The organism is Marivita geojedonensis (genome assembly GCF_002115805.1).
GTDB lineage: Bacteria > Pseudomonadota > Alphaproteobacteria > Rhodobacterales > Rhodobacteraceae > Marivita > Marivita geojedonensis.
In genome coordinates this window covers 28,303-47,164 of the sequence record NZ_JFKC01000003.1, presented here as the reverse complement: position 1 = coordinate 47,164, position 18,862 = coordinate 28,303, and the positions used below count along the sequence as shown (strand labels likewise).

Annotated in this window: 15 protein-coding genes; 9 read left to right on the top strand and 6 right to left on the bottom strand. The window is 60.9% G+C overall.

All coding sequences use genetic code 11. The annotated features are described in order from the left end of the window. The first annotated feature begins 22 nt into the window (after nt 1-22). Nucleotides 23-1,573: a flotillin family protein gene (locus MGEO_RS05240; protein ID WP_085635669.1), complete on the top strand. Its 1,551-nt coding sequence runs from the start codon at nt 23-25 to the stop codon at nt 1,571-1,573. A gap of 78 nt (nt 1,574-1,651) precedes the next feature. Here the strand turns inward: MGEO_RS05240 and MGEO_RS05235 are convergent, their stop codons facing one another. The 3 genes from MGEO_RS05235 to MGEO_RS05225 are packed head-to-tail and all read right to left on the bottom strand — an operon-like array spanning nt 1,652 to nt 4,921. Then, nucleotides 1,652-2,446, bottom strand: coding sequence for a nitroreductase family protein (locus MGEO_RS05235; RefSeq protein WP_085635668.1), 795 nt, complete (start codon nt 2,444-2,446; stop codon nt 1,652-1,654). 25 nt (nt 2,447-2,471) lie between these two features. Beyond that, on the bottom strand, nt 2,472-3,227 hold the full coding sequence (locus MGEO_RS05230; protein ID WP_085635667.1) for a sulfite exporter TauE/SafE family protein: 756 nt from the start codon (nt 3,225-3,227) through the stop codon (nt 2,472-2,474). After that, entirely contained in the window at nt 3,227-4,921 is a 1,695-nt protein-coding gene (locus tag MGEO_RS05225) for a thiamine pyrophosphate-requiring protein (RefSeq protein WP_085635666.1), read from the bottom strand. Before MGEO_RS05225 ends, MGEO_RS05230 begins: the two co-directional genes overlap by 1 nt. A gap of 110 nt (nt 4,922-5,031) precedes the next feature. Between MGEO_RS05225 and MGEO_RS05220 the strand changes: the two genes are divergently transcribed. From MGEO_RS05220 to MGEO_RS05195, 6 genes are all read left to right on the top strand, one after another. Then, on the top strand, nt 5,032-5,982 hold the full coding sequence (locus MGEO_RS05220) for a TAXI family TRAP transporter solute-binding subunit (RefSeq protein ID WP_085635665.1): 951 nt from the start codon (nt 5,032-5,034) through the stop codon (nt 5,980-5,982). A gap of 84 nt (nt 5,983-6,066) precedes the next feature. Then, entirely contained in the window at nt 6,067-7,983 is a 1,917-nt protein-coding gene (locus MGEO_RS05215) for a TRAP transporter permease (RefSeq protein WP_085635664.1), read from the top strand. Further along, on the top strand, nt 7,980-8,753 hold the full coding sequence (locus MGEO_RS05210; RefSeq protein WP_085635663.1) for an IclR family transcriptional regulator: 774 nt from the start codon (nt 7,980-7,982) through the stop codon (nt 8,751-8,753). The genes MGEO_RS05215 and MGEO_RS05210 overlap by 4 nt, the downstream gene beginning before the upstream one ends. A 28-nt stretch (nt 8,754-8,781) precedes the next feature. Next, complete coding sequence (locus tag MGEO_RS05205) at nt 8,782-10,227, top strand: aldehyde dehydrogenase family protein (RefSeq protein ID WP_085635662.1); 1,446 nt, start codon at nt 8,782-8,784, stop codon at nt 10,225-10,227. After that, nucleotides 10,224-11,801: an FAD-dependent monooxygenase gene (locus MGEO_RS05200; protein ID WP_085635661.1), complete on the top strand. Its 1,578-nt coding sequence runs from the start codon at nt 10,224-10,226 to the stop codon at nt 11,799-11,801. Before MGEO_RS05205 ends, MGEO_RS05200 begins: the two co-directional genes overlap by 4 nt. A 4-nt stretch (nt 11,802-11,805) precedes the next feature. After that, nucleotides 11,806-12,591 (top strand): SDR family oxidoreductase, encoded by a 786-nt coding sequence (locus tag MGEO_RS05195; protein ID WP_233139658.1) that lies wholly within the window; start codon nt 11,806-11,808, stop codon nt 12,589-12,591. Here the strand turns inward: MGEO_RS05195 and MGEO_RS05190 are convergent. The 3 genes from MGEO_RS05190 to MGEO_RS05180 all read right to left on the bottom strand — a co-directional run bounded on the left by MGEO_RS05190 (nt 12,582) and on the right by MGEO_RS05180 (nt 15,781). Continuing rightward, nucleotides 12,582-14,096 (bottom strand): malonate--CoA ligase, encoded by a 1,515-nt coding sequence (locus MGEO_RS05190; RefSeq protein WP_085635659.1) that lies wholly within the window; start codon nt 14,094-14,096, stop codon nt 12,582-12,584. The genes MGEO_RS05195 and MGEO_RS05190 overlap by 10 nt on opposite strands. Before the next feature lie 31 nt (nt 14,097-14,127). Further along, nucleotides 14,128-14,814: a fumarylacetoacetate hydrolase family protein gene (locus MGEO_RS05185; protein WP_085635658.1), complete on the bottom strand. Its 687-nt coding sequence runs from the start codon at nt 14,812-14,814 to the stop codon at nt 14,128-14,130. A 97-nt stretch (nt 14,815-14,911) separates the two neighbouring features. Next, on the bottom strand, nt 14,912-15,781 hold the full coding sequence (locus tag MGEO_RS05180; protein ID WP_085635657.1) for a M15 family metallopeptidase: 870 nt from the start codon (nt 15,779-15,781) through the stop codon (nt 14,912-14,914). A gap of 342 nt (nt 15,782-16,123) precedes the next feature. Between MGEO_RS05180 and MGEO_RS05175 the strand changes: the two genes are divergently transcribed. Further along, nucleotides 16,124-16,633, top strand: a complete 510-nt coding sequence (locus MGEO_RS05175) for an OmpA family protein (RefSeq protein WP_408607487.1) — start codon at nt 16,124-16,126, stop codon at nt 16,631-16,633. A gap of 33 nt (nt 16,634-16,666) precedes the next feature. Further along, entirely contained in the window at nt 16,667-18,862 is a 2,196-nt protein-coding gene (locus tag MGEO_RS05170; protein ID WP_085635655.1) for a serine/threonine protein kinase, read from the top strand.

The following is an 18,862-nucleotide window of genomic DNA, read 5'->3' as shown; positions in this document are numbered from 1 at the left end:
CAGCGTTTAGGGAGGATTACACATGACAGCCCTTGGATGGATCATCCTGCTACTGGTCATTGCCGCCATCATCTTGGTGCTGGCCGCTTGGTTTTATGAGCGCGCCACAAATGAAATCAGCCTTGTGCGCACCGGGGTCGGTGGGCGCAAGGTGGTGATCGACGGGGGCACCCTTGCCATTCCGTTCTTTCACGAGATCAGCCGCGTCAACATGCAGACCATCCGTATGGAGGTCAGCCGCGCGGGCGACAGTGCGCTGATTACGAAAGATCGGATGCGCATCGACGTTGGGGCCGAGTTCTATGCCTCGGTCATGCCGGAGGAAGCCGCGATCGTGCGCGCGGCGCAAACGCTGGGCAAACGTACCTTCCAGCCGGATCAGCTCAAGTCTCTGATCGACGGGATGATGGTGGATGCCCTGCGTTCTGTCGCCGCGCAGATGACGATGGACGAGCTACACGAGAACCGTTCGGAATTCGTGCGTGAGGTGCATGAGGCGCTGGCGGACACTCTGGTGAAATACGGATTGCAGTTGGACAGCGTGTCCCTGACCGCTCTGGATCAGACGCCGTTTTCGTCTTTGGATGAGAACAACGCCTTTAACGCCGTCGGGATGCGCAAGCTGGCCGAGGTGATCGCCAAGTCCAAGAAAGAGCGCGCGGAAATCGAAGGCGAAACCGCCGTTGCCGTGCGCCGCGCCGAGGTGGACGCGAACCAGCGGCGTCTTCAGATCGAACTGGAAGAGCGCCGCGCCGAGATTGCGCAGACACAGGAGATCGAGACCCTGCTGGCCGCGCAACTGACCGAGGTCGCCCGCAAGAAGGCCGAGGCTGAACGCGAAGCGGCGCAGGCGCGTATACGCATGGAGCAGGAAATTCAGGCCACCTCGATCCAGCGCGAATTGCAGATCCGCGAAGCCGAGATCGCGCAGTTGCGCGCGCTGGAAATCGCTGAGCAGGAGAAGGTCATCCAGACTGCTGCCAAGAGCGAAGAGGAATCCAAAGCCAAGGCCGAAGCCACGTTGGCACGCGCCGCGCTCGTCAAGGCGGAGGAGGAAATCCAGACCCTGCGCGCAATGGCCGAAGCGGAACGCCGGAAGTCGCTTGCCCTGCTTGCCGCGCGTCAGGATGCCGAGGCCAACGCCGAACGCGCCCGGATCACCTCGGTCGCGGATCAGGAAGTGGCCAAGGCCAAGGGTGTGATCCGCCGCGAGGAAGCCGCGTCCATGAAGGTCTACAAGACCGCCGAGGCCGAAGCCGAAGCGGAACGCATCAAGGCGGAGAACACTCGGTCCAAAGAGCTCATGGCGATGGAGCTTGAAAAAGTCCGGTTGGATGCGATGCCCAAGATTCTTGCCGAGATGGTCAAACCGGCCGAGAAAATCCGGGGCATCAACATCAACCACGTCAGCGGTCTTGGGAAATCCGAGGGTGGCAGCACCGGGTCTCCGGTCAGTCAAACCATCGACTCCATCCTCGACATGGCTGTGGCCCTGCCCGCCATGAAGAAGATCGGCGACCAGATCGGCGTCAATCTTGACGGTGTTCTGCCGGAGGACGGAAAAAAGAGCTGACCTCGGGCACGCTTATCCGCGCCCGACACATCAAACGCCATCCCGCCGACAAACGGGGTGGCGTTTCACTTGTCCGGATCAGTCGATCTTTGACGCATCCTTGTACATGACGCGATGTCGGCGGGTCCTGATCCAGTCGTCAAGTTCGTCATCGGACATGAAGTATGTCTTGTCATACCGATCCCGGTGCAGGATTTCCTCCATCGGACGCCGCCAGCGCTTGTAGGGCTTGGCCGCAGGAGGTCCGAAGAGGAAAATGTCGAGCACCGAAATCTCGTCTGGAATCCCGAGCAGTGGGCGCATGGCGTTCTGCGCCTCCTCCTGACCGATCGCTGTAACCCACCAGACGTTGTAGCCCAAAGAGGCCGCCGCGAGATGTGCCGACATCGTTGCAGCCGCAACGGATTGCAGCAGAATACGCTCGGCATTTTCATGATACATGCGGTCGAGGTCCGAGCCGTCATTCAACACCGGAAACGCATTGGTCCAACGCATGTCCGAGCACACGACAATGAACCCCGGCGCCGTCGCCAGACCGCGATAGTCGGGCGTCGGGAATTTCATCTTGGCCTTCGCACGAAAGCGCTGCTCGGCCACGAAATACTCGGTGATCTTGGCTTTGGTGTCCTGATCGCGCACGACGATGAACTGCCACGGTTGCGCGTTTGCTCCGGATGGCCCGTGGCGTGCCGCTTCGAGTATCATCTCATAGTGGCGTTCGGGCACGACATAGTCCGGATCGAATTTCCGCACCGTTACACGGTTCCGGATCGTTTGCATCAGTGCCTCGTAGCGGCTCTCATCACCGATTTCCGGCAGATCGACCTCGGCTTCGGCTTCGGTCAGATCAACAGCTGGCGTTGTGTCAGTCATGGTCCTCCCCCCTTACTGATCCGCCTCACCCCAGAATTCCACTGTTCCAGGCGTCCCAGATGAGCTTGCTCGCGATCACCGCAAGCAGCGTCAGGATCACCCGGTCAAAGGCGCGCTTGGACAGGAACTTTGCGCTCCAGGATCCGACAGCGATGCCCATGAACATCGGGACAAGTGCGGCGAGCGCGAGTATAACACGATCCCAAGTCAAAATCCCCAACGCCGCCAAGGTCGGGATCTGAAGGGCCGACATGGCGAGGAAAAAGACGGATATGGTCCCGATGAATTCGGCCCGCGACAGGTTCAACGCGTTGAGAAATGTCACGGACACCGGCGCGGACAGGCCCCCGGCCCCCTGCATCACACCGCCGACAAATCCGACGGTCGCACCCATCTTTCGACCGCGATCCCGGGACAGGTACCAGTCAGGGCGCGCCAGACGCAGCCCGATATAGCCGAACACGACCAGTGCCAGGGCCGCCATGAGGATCGGCACGGGCAAGGTTGCCAGCAGCACCGACCCGACAATCACCCCAGCCGCGCCCGTCGCGGCGAATGTCAGGGCAAAGCGGCGTTCGGTGACTTCGTTGCGGAAGGTCCAGGACTGCCAGATGTTGGTGCACAGGTTGAGCACCGAGAAGATCGCCACCGCCATCGGAACATCGAAGATCAGCGCAAGGACCGGGACGCCCACAACCGGCGCACCCGCCCCTGTTGCGCCCTTCAGGAAACCGCCCAATGCGATTCCGACGCAGGCCAGAGCGAGAGATGCAGGATCCATCAATGGTCGTCCGATGCCGCGACGGACAGATCAAGCAGCACCTGTCGCCGTTCCGTTCGGATGATCTCGACCGCGCGGCGCAGTGCGTCCGGCAGATCAGCGCCCCGTTCGATGCGCTCTGCATGAGCACGGCTGGCCCTGGCCACCTGCGTGAAATCCGGGAGTGGTTCAAGCGAAGTGAGCGGAACGCGGTTCTGGCGCACCGCTGCCCCATCCGGATACCCCTTGACCACCGAACGGCGCACCGCGTTCCACATCGCATTGTTCTTGATGATCGTAAGGATGGGAAGGTTCAGCGCTTCGGCAATCTGATGGCAGGCCACCGGATTGGCAAACATATAGGATCCGTCTCCCATACAGGCGATCACCAAGCGGTCGCGGTCAGCCAGCTGCGCCCCAAGAGCCGCAGGCATGGCCCAACCGAGGCCTCCCGCGTGGACGTTGGAAAAGACCCGGTTCGGCCCCTTGACGGTCATATGCGGCAGCAGGAGCCCAAGTTCGGAGAACGCCACCGCGCCATCATCCATGATGTCCGAGACACAGGCGCTCATCCATTCCGCCGACATCGGGCCATCGCCGCCCGCGTCATGTTTTTGGACGGCATTGCGGGAGTCCATTGCCCAGGCCCGGACGCGGTTTCGCCGGGCCGATGCGCCCGCATCCGGTGTCATTTTCAAAAGCGACTCAAGTGCCACAGCGGGATCGGCGGTGATCGCAAGATCGGTGCGATACCCCCGAACCGGCATCCGGCGGAAAAGCGGGTCCGGACCGATATGCACGACCCGGATATCCCTCTCAGGTGCGCTGACAGCTTCAATCCAGGGCACGCCGGAGTCCAGCACGATCACGAGATCGGCCCCTGCGGTGGCCGCTTTGGGGTTGTAACCGATCAACGACGGGTCGGTCGATGCCAGCACATTGCGGATACTGAACGGCTCTGCAACCGCGAGACCGAAGACATCCGCGCAGCGCGACAGGGCGTTTGACACCCTGCCCTTCGGGTCGCCGCGCTGGCAGAGGACGACGGGTGATTGTGCCTCGGCGATCCATGAGGCCAGCGTTGCAATCGCCTCTGTTTCCGGAACCGTTGGGCGCGCGCTGACCGGAGCACCGGCTGCCGCAAACCCGTCCGGCAGCGGCTCTGTCAACGGCTCTTTCGGCAGGCTCATGTAGACCGGGCCTTCAGGGGCGCTTGTCATCAGCGCCGCTGCGCGCTTTGTCACGCTGTCTGCCTGTTCGGGATAGCGCAGTTCGTAATCGAATTTGACCACGTCCCGGACAAGGCTGGTCTGATCATACATCTCCTGACCATACTGGATCGGCGTCATGCGGCCGCCCTTGCGCCCCGTCTCGGTCAACGGAGTGCGGCCTGACAGCATGAAAACCGGCACATTGTCCGATGCTGCATTGATGACCCCCATCACGGCATTGGCCAAGCCGACATTCACATGGACCATGACCGCCTGCGGTTGCCCGGTCACGAGCCAACAGCCATGCGCCATCGCAACTGCCGCGGTTTCATGCGGCACCGTCACGGGCGTTGGCACAGCACTTTCGGGAAGCCGCGCAAGCCCTTCGATTATGGGCGGAAAATCCGTTCCGGCATTGGCAAAGAGGTAGTCGATCCCACAGTCTTTCAGGGCCGTCAAAAGCGCTTCGCCGCCGGTCTTTGGCCGGGCTGCATTTTCAAACATACATCCTCCCTGAATCTCCTGCTTGATATTCTGCCGACCCGGCGTAAAGTCAATGTATTCTCAATAATTGGGATTCTAACCCAAGCGAGAACCATATTTGGGAGGACACCATGAAGACGCTACTCACCGCGGCTGCGGTATTCCTGAGCGCGGCCATCGGCACGTCGGCCACGGCCCAGAATGTCGGCATTGCCACATCGAACCCCGGATCGCTTTTCCACAACATCGGTACTGCCGTTGCGAATGCGGCCAACGCGGCCGGGCTGAACACCACGATCCAACCGGCCACAAGCCCCAACCAATTCATCCCGTTCATCGATCAGGGCGGAATCGAGTTTGGCGTGGCGAACCTTCAGGAGGTCAATTACGCCATTACGGGTGACGCATGGTGGGACGGACGCACCAACCCCAACCTGCGGGTCGTGGCGCATCTGATGCCGCTGGTCGAAGCGATCTTCGTGCGCGCCGACAGTGACATCATGAAAGTGTCCGACCTCAAGGGCCAGCCGATGACCGATGGCTACACGGCACAAAACACCATCCTTCCGCAGCTGTCGGCATTTTACGCGACAGCAGGCATGACGCGCGACGACGTTGAAAAGGTCTCGGTCGCAAGCGTGGTCGCAGGGGCCGATGCGTTTATGGCCGGTGATACGGTCGGTTTCATCTTTGCGCACGGTGCAGGCAAAGTCCGCGAGGCGGATGCTGCCGTCGGCGGTCTGCGGGCGCTTGGTGTCGAGGATGACAGCGACGCAGCCCTTGCCGCAGCGCGCGAGCATTGGCCGACCGCCTTTTTCACCACGCTGCCCGAAGGCGCGATGCCCGGTGTGCTGGAGGACACGGTCTATATCGCGTTCCCGCAGGTGATCTTCACCCACGCCAATGCTTCGGATGATGCGGTCTATGCGATGGCAAAAGCGATGTACGAAAACGCGCAGGTCATGGCGGACACTTTCCCGCCGTTCCGGGCGTTCAAACCGGAAAACATGAAGGGCGATCCCGGCATTGCCGAGTTCCACCCCGGAGCGCTGCGCTTTTTCGAGGAAGTCGGCCTGAACTGACGTCAGTCCGAATGCGTGCGCCTTTTTTGGGCGCACGCTCTGACACACACCGGTTCAACAGACCGTCAGGATTACGAGAGACCTATGCCCGCCCTGCCAGCGCGCCTTGCCAAACCCTTGGCCGACCTGCTTGCCGCCTGCCTTGTTCTGCTGGCGGTCGGTTGGGCCTTGTCGCTTCAGCGGCAACTGGGGCTCGATCTCTATCCTCAGCAGTTTTTTGCTGGGGTGCTGTTTTTCGCGCTGCCGCTTGCTTTCCTGACCCTTCCCGCCAGGCGCACACCGGAGCGGGGTGATGTTCCGCTCTACGATCTGGCGCTGGCCGCTCTGTCGATGGTCGCCATTGCCTATATCGCAGTGAACTATCCCGATCTGGTGCTGATGATCTTTTCCCGGCCGCCAGAGCTTTGGGTGACCGGGTTGGTCGTTATCCTCCTTCTTATGGAGGCTCTGCGCCGCGCGACAGGTCTCGCTTTGGTCCTGATCATCGCAGCATTCCTGCTCTACGCGCTTTTCGGAGACCAGTTTCCGGGGCGTCTCCAGGGCCGCCCCCAGAACTGGCAGCTTCTGGCAGGATATTTGGCGGTCGACTCGAACGGCGTACTTGGCCTGCCGATGTCGGTTGCGTCCACCGTCGTGATCGCCTTCATTCTCTTCGGGGTGCTGCTTGGCATCACGGGCGGATCGCAGTTCTTTACCGATGCCGCAATGATCGGCATGGGGCGGTTCCGCGGTGGGTCGATGAAAATCTCGGTTCTTGCCTCCGGTCTGTTCGGATCGATCTCGGGTTCTGCCGTGGCCAATGTGGTCGGTACCGGCGTTGTCACCATCCCGATGATCAAGCGCGACGGCTACCCGGCGCACAAGGCGGGTGCCATCGAAGCCGTCGCGTCGACCGGAGGGCAGTTGATGCCGCCCGTCATGGGCGCGTCCGCATTTCTCATGGCTGAATTCCTCGCCATTCCCTACAGCCAGATCGTCATGGCGGCCTTGCTGCCTGCAATTCTCTACTACGTGGCGCTGTTTATTCAGGCAGACCTGGAAGCGGCAAAACTTGGGATCCAACGTGTCCCGGAAGACCAGATCCCGGACCGGCGCACGGTTCTGGTGGGCCTGCATTTCGTCACGGCCTTTGCAGTTCTGATCTATCTGCTGTTCTGGCAGCGCTACCAACCGGAACGCGCAGCGCTTTGGGCGGCCCTCGCCCTGTGCATCACCGCGCTGATCTTTGGATACAGAGGCCTGCGCCCGACGCTGGCGAACCTGTTCGGAAGCCTTGCCAGGACCGGGCGGGGCGTGATCGAAATCCTGCTGATTTCGGCGGCATCCGGAATAGTCATCGGTGTGCTGAACATCACCGGTCTCAGCTTCAACCTGACCTATGCGCTTGTGCAGGTCGGCGGGGGGAGCGCCGTGATGCTGCTGGCCCTGTCTGCCATCGTCTGCATCATTCTGGGCATGGGCCTGCCGACCCTGGGGGTGTACGTTCTGCTGGCCGCGCTTGTGGCCCCTGCCCTGATCGAGGTTGGGATAGAGCCTATTGCAGCGCACCTTTACGTCCTCTACTTCGGCATGATGTCGATGATCACGCCACCGATTGCGCTTGCCGCATTTGCGGCTGCCGCAATTGCCAAGGCACCCGCAATGGCAACAGGCTGGGCCGCGATGCGATTTGGCTGGGCCGCTTATGTCATCCCGGTTCTCTTCGTTTTCAGCCCGTCGCTCATCCTGATTGGGGAAACCGGTGAAATCCTGTTTGCGGCCGTCACCGCAGGGCTTGGGGTCTGGCTCGTCTCGGCAGCCTTGGCCGGATATTTCGTAGACCGCCTGACGCCTCTCAAACGGCTGCTGTTCATCGCAGCCGGGCTGATGGCACTGGTCCCCGCCGGAGCCTTCCAAGGCGCACTTCTGACCGACGCGGCCGGGGTGGCACTTGGCCTGCTGCTGATCGCGACCGAACTGATGCGCCGTCGCGCGCCTGTTGCCGGGGAGGATTCAGCATGAGATCAGTATCCGGGTCCGGAGAACGTCTGCTCGCCATTCTTGGCCTGTTCTCGGAAGAGCGCCCCGAGTGGTCGCCCGAAGAGATGATGCACGCGCTCGGGTTCTCGCGACCGACGCTTTACCGCTATCTCAAGACGCTCAAGGATGCGGGCTACATCGTTTCGCTGCCACAGGCGGGGTATACGCTTGGACCTCGGGTAACGGAGCTCGATTTCCTCATGCGTCGGTCCGATCCGCTGATTGCCGCTTCGGATCAGCACCTCAAGGACCTCGCGCGCGACTTCATCGGTTCGGCCTTCGTGCTACGTTTCTACGGTCAGAAGATGCTCTGCGTCGCTTCCGAGGTATCTGCGCCGGAACCCAGATCGTCCTACCCGCGCGGCCGTCCGATGCCCATTGGCAAGGGCGCCGTCAGCCGGGCCATCGTCGCCTTTCTGCCGCCAAAGGATCGCTCTGCTTTGGTCACCGATTACCTTGACGCCTTCGTCACGTCTGGCATCGGATCGACCAAGGAAGCCGTTCTGGCCGAATTGAAGCGCATTCGCCGGGACCGCGTGGCCACGGCTCGGGGCGAAGTCACGCCCGGGCTCGTCGGGGTTGCGGCCCCGATCCTGGCTGGTGACGGCACCCCGATCGGCGCGCTGTGCCTGTCTACTGAGGAAGCCTGCCTGACCGAGGATCAGTTGGATGACCTGCGCGACACGATCCGTGACCGCGCCGAGGTGATCTCGGCCTTGCTTGCACAGCCACAAAGGCAGGCCATCGCATGACACGTCTTCGTTTCAAAAGGCATCACCCATGACCCACTCTCCTGCACGACATTATATCTGTGGTCACTGGATCGGAGACGGACCGCTTGCCGACAGCGTGAATCCGGCAACCCTTGCGCCCATCGGACAATACCATCCGGGAAGCGCCGCTCTGGCGGACTCGGCCGCGAAAGCCGCCCGCGATGCGTTCTTTTCAACGGACTGGGCTTACGCCCCGCGCCTGCGGGCGCAGGCTTTGCTCGAAATCGCAGATCGGATTGAGGCCGCAAAGGACGAGATCGCGGATCTTGTCGTTGCGGAGAACGGCAAGATCCGCGCCGAGGCCATCGGCGAAACGATGGCTGCCATTTCCGAAACACGCTATTACGCCGGTCTGGCACGCGACATCCGCGGCTCGATGCAGGAGATCATGCCCGGGAGCCTGTCGCTTTTTCATCGCGAGGCCGCGGGAGTCGCGGGCATCATCGTGCCCTGGAACGCGCCAGTTACGCTTTTGATGCGTTCGCTTGCGCCGGCGCTTGCGGCGGGCTGCACCGCCGTGATCAAGCCTGCGCACCAGACGCCTTTGGTTCATGCACGCATCATGGAGGCCATTTCACAGGCTCCGTCCCTTCCGAAGGGCGTTGTCAACTCGGTCAACGAAAATGGCATCGACGTGGGACGCGCGATGACCGCATCGCCTGATATCGACGTGATCAGCTTTACCGGGAGCAGCCAAACCGGACAGGCCATCATGGCCGCCGCTGCTCCGACGCTGAAGCGGGTCGGTCTGGAGTTGGGCGGCAAGGCCCCAGCGGTGATCTTTGAAGATGCCGATCTGGATCTGGCCGCGCGGGAACTGACTCACGGCGCGTTGGCGATGGCCGGGCAGATCTGCGTGGCTGCAGCGCGCTTTCTGGTTCACGAGTCTGTCGCAAAGGAATTCGAAACCCGCGTAAGCGCCGCTTTCAAATCCGTTCGTGTCGGCCCCGGAGACAAACCCGAAAGCCAGATGGGATCGCTGATCGACCTCGACAACCGAGCCCGGATCGAGCGGTTGATCGAACAGGCTGGCGACGAAGGGGAGTTGGTCCTCAAAGGAGCCGCTCTGTCCGAGGCCGCCTTCCTGACCCCCACCCTTTTTCGGATCGATGACGTCAATTCACCGCTCGTTCAGGAAGAACTGTTCGGTCCGATCGTTTCGATCGAAACATTTGCTGACGAGCAGGAGGCCGTCGCCAAGGCCAATGCGACCGCCTACGGGCTGGCCGCATCGGTGTTCACGGCTGACCATCATCGCGCCCTGCGCATGGCGCGGGCGATCCGCGCGGGAACGGTCTGGCTCAACTCCCATCTCAAGCTTTTTGCCGAAGCGGAGACCGGTGGTTACGGCAAGTCAGGTCTTGGCCGTCTGCACGGCCCCGAAGGGCTCTACGATTTCCTAGAGACCAAACACATCTACTCCGAACCCGGACGTGTGGGGGGAATGGCATGAGCAACAGTTTCGACGTTGTTATCAACGGTGGCGGTCCGGTTGGGCTTGGGCTGGCCATCGAACTGGGCCAGCGCGGCATCCGAAGCTGCGTCGTCGAGAGGTATCCGGACCCGCAACCGATCCCGAAGGGGCAGAACCTGACACAGCGCACGGCAGAACACTTTCAGGCTTGGGGCTGTGAAGCCGAACTTCGCACCGCGCATCCAATCCCTGAAGGTGGCGGAATCGGTGGTATGACGGCCTATGGGCAACTGCTGTCGGATCACACCTATGACTGGCTGAACCGGTCCAATGTGCGGGACTATTATTTCGCCGAGAACGCACGTCTGCCACAATACGCGACAGAGCGGGTTCTCCGCGCAAGAGCCGCAGAAATACCCGAGATTACGGTGCTTTACGGGTGGTCTGGCGAAGGCCTGGAGCAATCTCCAGACGGCGTACGCCTGCAAATCCGTGAACGCGATGGCGATGGCGAACAGGTGATCGAGGCCGCCTATGCGGTTGGCTGTGATGGCAGCCGATCCTTTGTGCGCGATGCCGCCGGGATCAGCGAGACCCTGTCAGACCATAACCGTCTGATGGCGTTGCTCGTGTTCCGTTCCGAGCAGCTACACGACCTTCTGAAACGCTATCCCGGCAAGGCGTTCTACAATGTCCTGCACCCGGATTACGAAGGATACTGGCTGTTTTTCGGACGGGTGGACTACGGTTTGTCGTGGTTCTTCCATGCGCCGGTCCCGTATGGCACCACCACCGAGAATTTCGATTTCCGCGCTCTGTTGCACAAGGCTGTCGGGCAGACCTTCGACCTGGATTTTGACCACATCGGCTTCTGGGACCTGCGCGTGTCGCTGGCCGACACCTACCGCGCCGGTCGGGTGTTCATTGCCGGTGATGCTGCGCACAGCCATCCCCCCTATGGCGGCTACGGTATCAACACCGGGTTCGAGGACGCGCGCAACCTCGGCTGGAAGCTGGCCGCAACCCTGCGCGGTTGGGGCAGCGACGCGCTGCTGGACAGCTACAGTGCAGAACGCCAGCCGGTGTTTGCCTCGACTGCGCGCGACTTCATCGAAAACTTCATTCACGAAGATCGGGCGTTCCTGAAGGCACATGACCCGCAGACCGATCAGGACGGCTTTGCCAAGGCGTGGCGTGCACGCGCTGAAGGGGGATCGGGCGTCGAGGATTTCGAACCGAACTACGAAGGTTCTCCCATCGTGCCACAGACATCGGGCAGGCCAAGTGCAAAAGGCTCCCACAGTCTTGTCGCGCGGGCAGGACACCACCTGCCCCCTGCCGGAGCCGAAGGGCGAACCGTATCCAAAGCGCTTGGCCACGACTTCACCCTGCTTGCCCACACACCGGGCACGGCTCAGGCCTTCAAGGCGGCGGCAGAGGAACTGAACATTCCGTTGGCCATTCCCGAAAGTGCGCCCGACTGGCATCGCCATTGGGGCAAGAGCACCGTTCTCGTGCGCCCGGACGGGTTTGTGGGTTGGTCGGGGGGTGACGTGACATCCGGGGATGCGCGCACGATCCTGCGTCAGACAACCGGACAGGCCGGGGACTGATACGTTGGCAGGTCGGAAACATGTTGTCGTGACCGGGGGCGCGTCAGGCATCGGCGCGGCGACCGTAGCGCTGTTCCGCGAGGAAGGTTCCCACATCACCGTCATTGACCGGACCGATCCCGGTGCGACTGCGGATGCCTGGGTACGGGTCGATCTGTCGGACCTGAAGGCCATTGACCGTATCGACCCCGGTCCACGGATTGACGTGCTGGTCAATGCCGCCGGTCTGCCGCCCCGACCCGGACTGGAAAGCATGGTGCTGCGCGTGAACGCGCAGGCACTTGTCGCGCTCACAGAACATCTATTGCCACGGGTGCAACCCGGTGGCGCCATCGTCAACATGGCGTCGAAAGCCGGTGGGAAATGGCGCGAGCACCTTGCGCAGGTCCGTCGTTTTCTGGCGCTGTCCGGTCCTGACGATCTGGATGCATTCGTCAAAGCCGAAGGCATCGACCCGGTGCGCGCCTATGACCTGTCGAAAGAGGCGGTGATTGTCTGGGGTCTGTCCAATATCGCGCGGTTTCGCGATCTCGGGCTTCGGGTGAACTCGGTCAGCCCGGCGGCGGTGGCAACCCCGATCCTTGACGACTTCATGTCTGCCTTCGGAGACAGGGCGACCCGGGGCGTTGCGATCACCGGGCGCGCAGGTCAACCAGAGGAAATTGCACGGGTGATCCGTTTTCTGGCGTCAGATGAGGCTTCCTGGATGACCGGCTGCAACATCGACTGCGATGGCGGACTGACCGCACAACTGGAATACGACGCGCTTGTTGGGCAGGATCAGCCCTGAAACACCTTGGCATAGGTGTCGCGCAACTGGTTCTTTTGGACCTTGCCCATGGTGTTGCGCGGCAGCGCGTCCACAACCTCGAACACCTTCGGACGTTTGAATCCGGCCAGATGCTCGCGCGCTGCGGTCTTGATTGCATCCACATCAATGGCATGGCCGGTTTCCGGCACGATCACGGCCACCACGCTTTCCCCGAAATCCGGATGCGGTGCGCCGATCACGGCGGATTCCCGAACGCCGGGTAGCGCATCGAGGAACAGTTCGATTTCTTTCGGGTATATATTCAAGCCGCCCGAGATGATCAGGTCCTTGCCGCGCCCGGCGATCTGCACGTAGCCGTCACCGTCGATCAGTGCCAGATCTCCGGTGATGAAGAAACCGTCCTCGCGCAACTCCTCCCGGGTCTTCTCGGGCATGTTCCAGTACCCTTTGAACACGTTGGGGCCGCGAACCCACAGCACACCGATGTCACCGGCCGGGAGTTCCACGCCGGTATCGGGGTCGCAGACTTTGACCTCGCTCCCCTGAAGCGGAAACCCAACCGTTCCCGCGCGGCGCTCACCATCGTACGGATTGGATGTCGACATGTTGGTTTCGGTCATGCCGTAACGTTCGAGGATACGGTGGCCCGTACGTTTTTCGAACCGCTCATGCGTTTCCGCCAGAAGCGGGGCAGACCCCGAGACGAACAGGCGCATGTGAGCCGCGACGTCCGAGGTAAACCGCGGGTCATCCAGAAGCCGCGTATAGAAGGTCGGCACACCCATCATGGACGTTGATCGAGGCAGAGCGGCAAGCACAGAATCCAGATCGAACTTCGGCAGAAAGATCATGGATCCACCGGCCAGCAGCATGATGTTGGTGGCGACGAACAGACCGTGGGTGTGAAAAATCGGCAGCGCGTGAAGCAGAACGTCCTTTTCCGTGAAACGCCAGGCATCGACCAGAGCTTCGGCATTGGACAGCAGGTTGTTCTGCGTGAGCATTGCCCCTTTCGACCGCCCGGTCGTACCGGAAGTATAGAGAAGCGCTGCAAGGTCGTCTCGGCTGCGCGGAACGACATCGGAACGGGTGGCCATTGTACAGGCAAGCTCCGTGAACGACCCGTCGCCGTTCGATCCGAGCGTTCGAAGCGGACACCCAGCCTTTTCCGCGATGGGGCGCAGGGCTTCTTCTTCGCCCGGATCGCAAACAAAGATCGACGCTCCGCTGTCATCGACAAAATATGCCAGTTCCCGCGCGGTATACGCCGTGTTCAGAGGCAGGAAGATGACCCCCGATTTGACGCATGCTGCGTAGAGCGCAAGCGCATGGGGTGATTTCTCGATATGGACGGCGACCCGGTCGCCGGTCGATACGCCCAGGTCCGCCAGAGCGTTGGCCATCCGCGCCGCCATTTCGAGGAATTCGGCGTGCGAGATGGTGCCTCCGTCGGGCAACTCCAGAAACGTACTCTGTTGTCCCTCATGCGGCGCAAACAGCGCATCATACAGCGGATTGCTCATCGGGCAGTTCTCTCGGTAACCAGGTTGCTTGTCAGACGACCTTTACGGTGAGGCTACCAAGACCGTCGACCGACATGACCATCACATCCCCCCGCACGACCGGACCGACGCCCGACGGGGTTCCGGTCTGGATGATGTCGCCTGCCGCCAGTTCAAAATATTCGCTGAGATAGGAGATCATTTCGGGCACTTTCCAGATCATCTGGTTCAGGTCGCCCTCCTGACGCACTTCCCCGTTGACGGTCAGGGTCAGAGCACCTCTGTCTGGGTGCCCGGTCTCTTCCACCGGAATAACCGGACCGCAGGGTGCGGAGCGTTCAAAGGCTTTGCCGATTTCCCAGGGGCGGCCCATTTTCTTCATCTGTCCCTGCAGATCGCGGCGTGTCATGTCGAGTGACAGGCCATAGCCGTAGACATGATCCAACGCGTTTTCGATCGGAATGTTGGTCCCACCGGACTTGAGCGCGACGAACACTTCCGCCTCGTGGTGAACGTCTTCGCTGTGCGGCGGGTACGGAAATTCGCCGGACGGATCGAGGTTGTCCGGGTTCTTCTGGAAAAAGAACGGCGGCTCGCGGTCAGGATCGTGCCCCATCTCGATGGCATGTGCCGCATAGTTGCGACCGATGCAGTAGACGCGCCGCACCGGGAACAGAGCGTCTGTCCCTTGAACCGGCAACGCGACGGTTTTCGGGGTGTCGATTACGTATGTGGCCACGCCAGCCTCCTGAATGTCGAAAGATTGGCGGCGGTCTATGTCACGGTCTGGCGGAAATCAATTCCCGGGGCGGCGGCATTGCGGCGCAAGGGATGCGTCAGAGGGCACCTGCGTTGATCCACTCGTCCAGCTTCTGCCGGCTGACCTCGAAATGCATGCTGTCCTCCCGGCCCCAGGACGCGCCCCAGACCCAGCCTTCGGTGCGGAAGAAATCCGCGAGGATCGTCAGACCAAGCTGGGTTTTGCCGTCGCCAAGGGTATCAAGAACGCCGTCGATGTTCAGATCGACGGCCAGCCCGAAGGCATGCGTAGAGGCCCTGCCCCGCGTGCCACGGATCTGACGGACACAAAGCGAACCAGCTGTATCGATCCGGTCGTAGAGGTCGGGATCTGTCACGCGGATTTCCTCGAACACCCGTCGCAGGGAGTCTGCTGCAGGCTTCAGCATACGGACGCGGATCGGACCCACATCCTCAAGCACGAGCTTGCTGGCCAAGCGCGGATTGGTCATCTCTTCGCAGCGGTCGGACATGACTTCGCGAGGCGGACCAAAAACGCGCGTCAGGTAAGATGGACCGGCGATGGTCAGACCTTCATTCACCTTCTTGCGGTTGGCGATGAGAACCACCTGAGCATATGCGTCGATGATGTCGTTTTCGCCGTTCTGACGGAACACATCCGCGCCACCATCATCGGTCGGGGCCTGGACAGAGGGCTGACTGGGCGCCATTTGCATCCGCGACGCAGAGGCGGACACCCGGGAAATTTCCTTGGACAGATCTTCAACCTGGATCTGCAAATCCTCGACCCGCTGGCTCAGCATCTCGATTTCGATCCGTGCTCCGGAGTCAATCGCAGGACCCGCAAACTCATCCTGGGATCCCTGCATGAGCTTGGGGAGGAATATCCAGATGATCGGGGCCAGTATGATTGCGATGCTGAGAATGATCGCCGGAAGAAGACGCATGAATACAAAATCCTAACCACAAAAAACTTTATTGGAGTAAATCGGATTCCCGATTTCAAGCCAAGGAAAACCTTGGCGGTCGATACGCGAGAACGGTGACGGGCGCGTGACAGAATACAATCCTTCCATCCTCGCGAAGCCGTGCAGGGCTTTTCGGTTGCCGCTCCGTCAAAGCCATTGCCGGTCGGCCGTAGCTAAGCTAGACTTTCCGTATCAACGCTTTTTCATTCGAGGACATGTATTAAAATGTCGTACATTCGAACTGTTTCTGCACTTACTCTTGCGATTTCCTTGACTTCCGGGTTGTCCGGATACGCTCAGGCACAGTCTTCCGACGGTGGCATGACCGCGGAAGAAATCACTCAGGCATTTGAAAAACAGAAAACCCGAGGACTGGTTCTTGTTCCGTCCGACACGACCGCCCCATCGACCGATACGTCGACCACGGCAAGCACGGCAGCGGCAGCCAGCACCACGGTGACCACCACTGAGACCGTTTACAACGAAGTCGACAAAGCGGATCAGGTGAACATCAAGATCAAGTTCGACTTCGACAGCGCGACGCTGCGCGATGATCAGAAGCCGCAGCTTGCGACCCTGTGTCAGGTCATGAAAGCCGTGGACGTGAAACTGTTCCAGATCGTCGGACACACCGACAGCTCGGGATCGGCCTCTTACAATGAAAACCTGTCCCTGCTGCGTGCCAAAGAAGTGAAACGGCATCTCGTCAACGAATGCGGCATTGCGGAAGACCGCCTTGAGGCAATCGGGATGGGAGAAAGCGTACCCTTTAACGCCGCCGACCCACGTAGTGACGAAAATCGTCGTGTTGAGTTCCAAGCGCTTGGTTAATGACTTCGGTCACCGTCTGAAACCGGAGACATTATGACAGAAAGCCGTCCAGGAGACCTCTTTCAGCCTGGCGATCTGGTGAATAACACCTACCGCGTCGAAGCTATTCTTGGGCGTGGGGGGACATCTGATGTTTACCGCGCCCGATCCGAAATCTCGGGACGACTTGTTGCACTCAAGGTGCTCAAGGCAGAGTTCTCAACCAATGAAGACTATCTTCTTCTGCTCACCCGCGAAGAAGCGATGCGCGAAATCCGCCATGACGCCATCGTGCGCTATTCCGAGAACCACCGCACGGCAGATGGTCATGTCTATCTGCTGATCGACTACATCGACGGACCCGGGCTCGACAAAAAGCTCAAGGAAGGGCCGATGTCGGCAGACGATCTGCTGGTGATCTGCCGGCGTGTCTGCGAAGGGCTTCAGGCCGCGCACGAGCGCAACATTTTCCACCGCGATCTGTCGCCAGACAACATCCTTCTGCGTGACGGTGATCCGGCGCAGGCTGTGATTATCGATTTCGGCATCGCAAAGGACACCAATCCGGGTGCCGAAACGATTGTTGGCAATGAGTTCGCCGGAAAATATGCCTATGCGGCTCCAGAGCAGTTGGCAGGCAAGACCGACGCGCGAACTGACATCTACTCGCTGGGCGCATCTCTGCTGGCAAACTTCCGGGGCAAATCACCGGATATCGGACGAAACCCGATGGAGGTTGTCCAGAAGAAGGCCGAACCTCTCGACACTGAGGGTGTTCCCGAGCCGCTGAAGGCGCTGCTGGACAAGATGACTCAGCCGAACCCGGATGACCGGTTTCAGAGCGCGGCTGCGGTTTTGGCCGCGCTTGAAGGCGGATCATTCAACACGCCAGACGCCGACGAGTTGTCCGACGCGACGGTTATCGCGCCGCTTCCCTCGGCGTCCAAATCTGAGCCCGAGGCGAAGCCGGTGACGGCCCCACCCAAGCCTGAACCGCAACCAAAGACCGCCAAGCCCGCATCTTCGAAGGAAGGCAAAAAAGGCGGAGCCGTTCTTCCCATCGCAATTGGTGGTGCGGTTGTTGCTGCAGGGCTGGCCGGGGCATTTGCGTTCGGGCTCTTCTCGTCCGAACCAAGCCTGCCTGTTGCCGAACCCTATCGCTTGTCGATTGCCAAGGCAAAGGACTCTCTTCCACGTGCGGTCGGATTTGTCCCGGCAGAAGAAGTCGCCTCGGAGTTGCGTGAGCAGATGCAGGCGCAAGACGGAACTTTCGACCTGACGCTGGCAAGTGGCGCGATTTCCGAGACATGGGGCGAGGATGTGCTTGCGGTGGTCGATGCCATCGACGAAATGGATACGTGGCGGGTGTCGCTGTCGGGGGACACCGCTGATATCGAAGGGGCAACGACCAGCCGACCGATCTACGATGCGGTTCAGGCGGCCTTCGATGCGGGGATCATGGGGGCCTTGAGCGGCACACCCTCGCTGACGCTCGAAGAAATCATTCTGGCTCCCGAGCAGATCGATCCGATCCTCAACACCTATGCCGACTGTGGGCCGCTCACGCTGGCGAACCGCCCGATTGCGGGATACGGCCCGGAAAGCCTGGTCGAGGTGCGAGGCGTGCTGTCGAGCGAAGAAAGCCGCGCGGCCCTGTCCAATGCGCTGAGTGCTGTTGCCGGGTCACGTCCGGTGCGGATCGACGCCGAAATTCTGAATTCGACACTCTGCCTGATCGAAAGCGTGATGCCGAAGGCTCCGTCCAGCGCGATCGACATTGCGTTCTATCAGGGGGACCAGGACAACAACCCGAACCCGACCGGAGAATTCGTCGTCGGCGAAAACCCTGTGATCGACGTGGAGCTGCCTGCGGGCGTGACGGACGGCTACCTGTCGGTGTCGGTGCTGGATGTCTCGGGCAACGTTTTTCACCTTCTGCCAAACCTCAACCGTCCCGATAATTCCGTCGAAAGCCTGCGCGACGGTCAGGATGGCGCGATCCCGATCCGGGTGGCCTATTCGATCCAGGAGGCTCAGCAGACCGGTGGTCTGGCATTCCGGGTAGATGACTCGACACTGGGCAAGACAAAGGTGATCGTCATTCATTCAAGCGAACCCCTGTTCACCGAACTGCGCCCCACGAGCGAGTCCGCGCTGAGCTATTCAGAAGCGCTTCTGGAGCAGGATCGAAACCCGTCTTCGCGCATCTTCTCACTCGACAGCCGCATTCTGGAAACGCTCGCCCGCTGA

Coding starts and splice junctions, on each gene's coding strand:
- MGEO_RS05240 (WP_085635669.1), top strand. CDS start 23: ATGACAGCCCTTGGATGGATCATCCTGCTACTGGTCATTGCCGCCATC.
- MGEO_RS05235 (WP_085635668.1), bottom strand. CDS start 2,446: ATGACTGACACAACGCCAGCTGTTGATCTGACCGAAGCCGAAGCCGAG.
- MGEO_RS05230 (WP_085635667.1), bottom strand. CDS start 3,227: ATGGATCCTGCATCTCTCGCTCTGGCCTGCGTCGGAATCGCATTGGGC.
- MGEO_RS05225 (WP_085635666.1), bottom strand. CDS start 4,921: ATGTTTGAAAATGCAGCCCGGCCAAAGACCGGCGGCGAAGCGCTTTTG.
- MGEO_RS05220 (WP_085635665.1), top strand. CDS start 5,032: ATGAAGACGCTACTCACCGCGGCTGCGGTATTCCTGAGCGCGGCCATC.
- MGEO_RS05215 (WP_085635664.1), top strand. CDS start 6,067: ATGCCCGCCCTGCCAGCGCGCCTTGCCAAACCCTTGGCCGACCTGCTT.
- MGEO_RS05210 (WP_085635663.1), top strand. CDS start 7,980: ATGAGATCAGTATCCGGGTCCGGAGAACGTCTGCTCGCCATTCTTGGC.
- MGEO_RS05205 (WP_085635662.1), top strand. CDS start 8,782: ATGACCCACTCTCCTGCACGACATTATATCTGTGGTCACTGGATCGGA.
- MGEO_RS05200 (WP_085635661.1), top strand. CDS start 10,224: ATGAGCAACAGTTTCGACGTTGTTATCAACGGTGGCGGTCCGGTTGGG.
- MGEO_RS05190 (WP_085635659.1), bottom strand. CDS start 14,096: ATGAGCAATCCGCTGTATGATGCGCTGTTTGCGCCGCATGAGGGACAA.
- MGEO_RS05180 (WP_085635657.1), bottom strand. CDS start 15,781: ATGCGTCTTCTTCCGGCGATCATTCTCAGCATCGCAATCATACTGGCC.
- MGEO_RS05175 (WP_408607487.1), top strand. CDS start 16,124: ATGACCGCGGAAGAAATCACTCAGGCATTTGAAAAACAGAAAACCCGA.
- MGEO_RS05170 (WP_085635655.1), top strand. CDS start 16,667: ATGACAGAAAGCCGTCCAGGAGACCTCTTTCAGCCTGGCGATCTGGTG.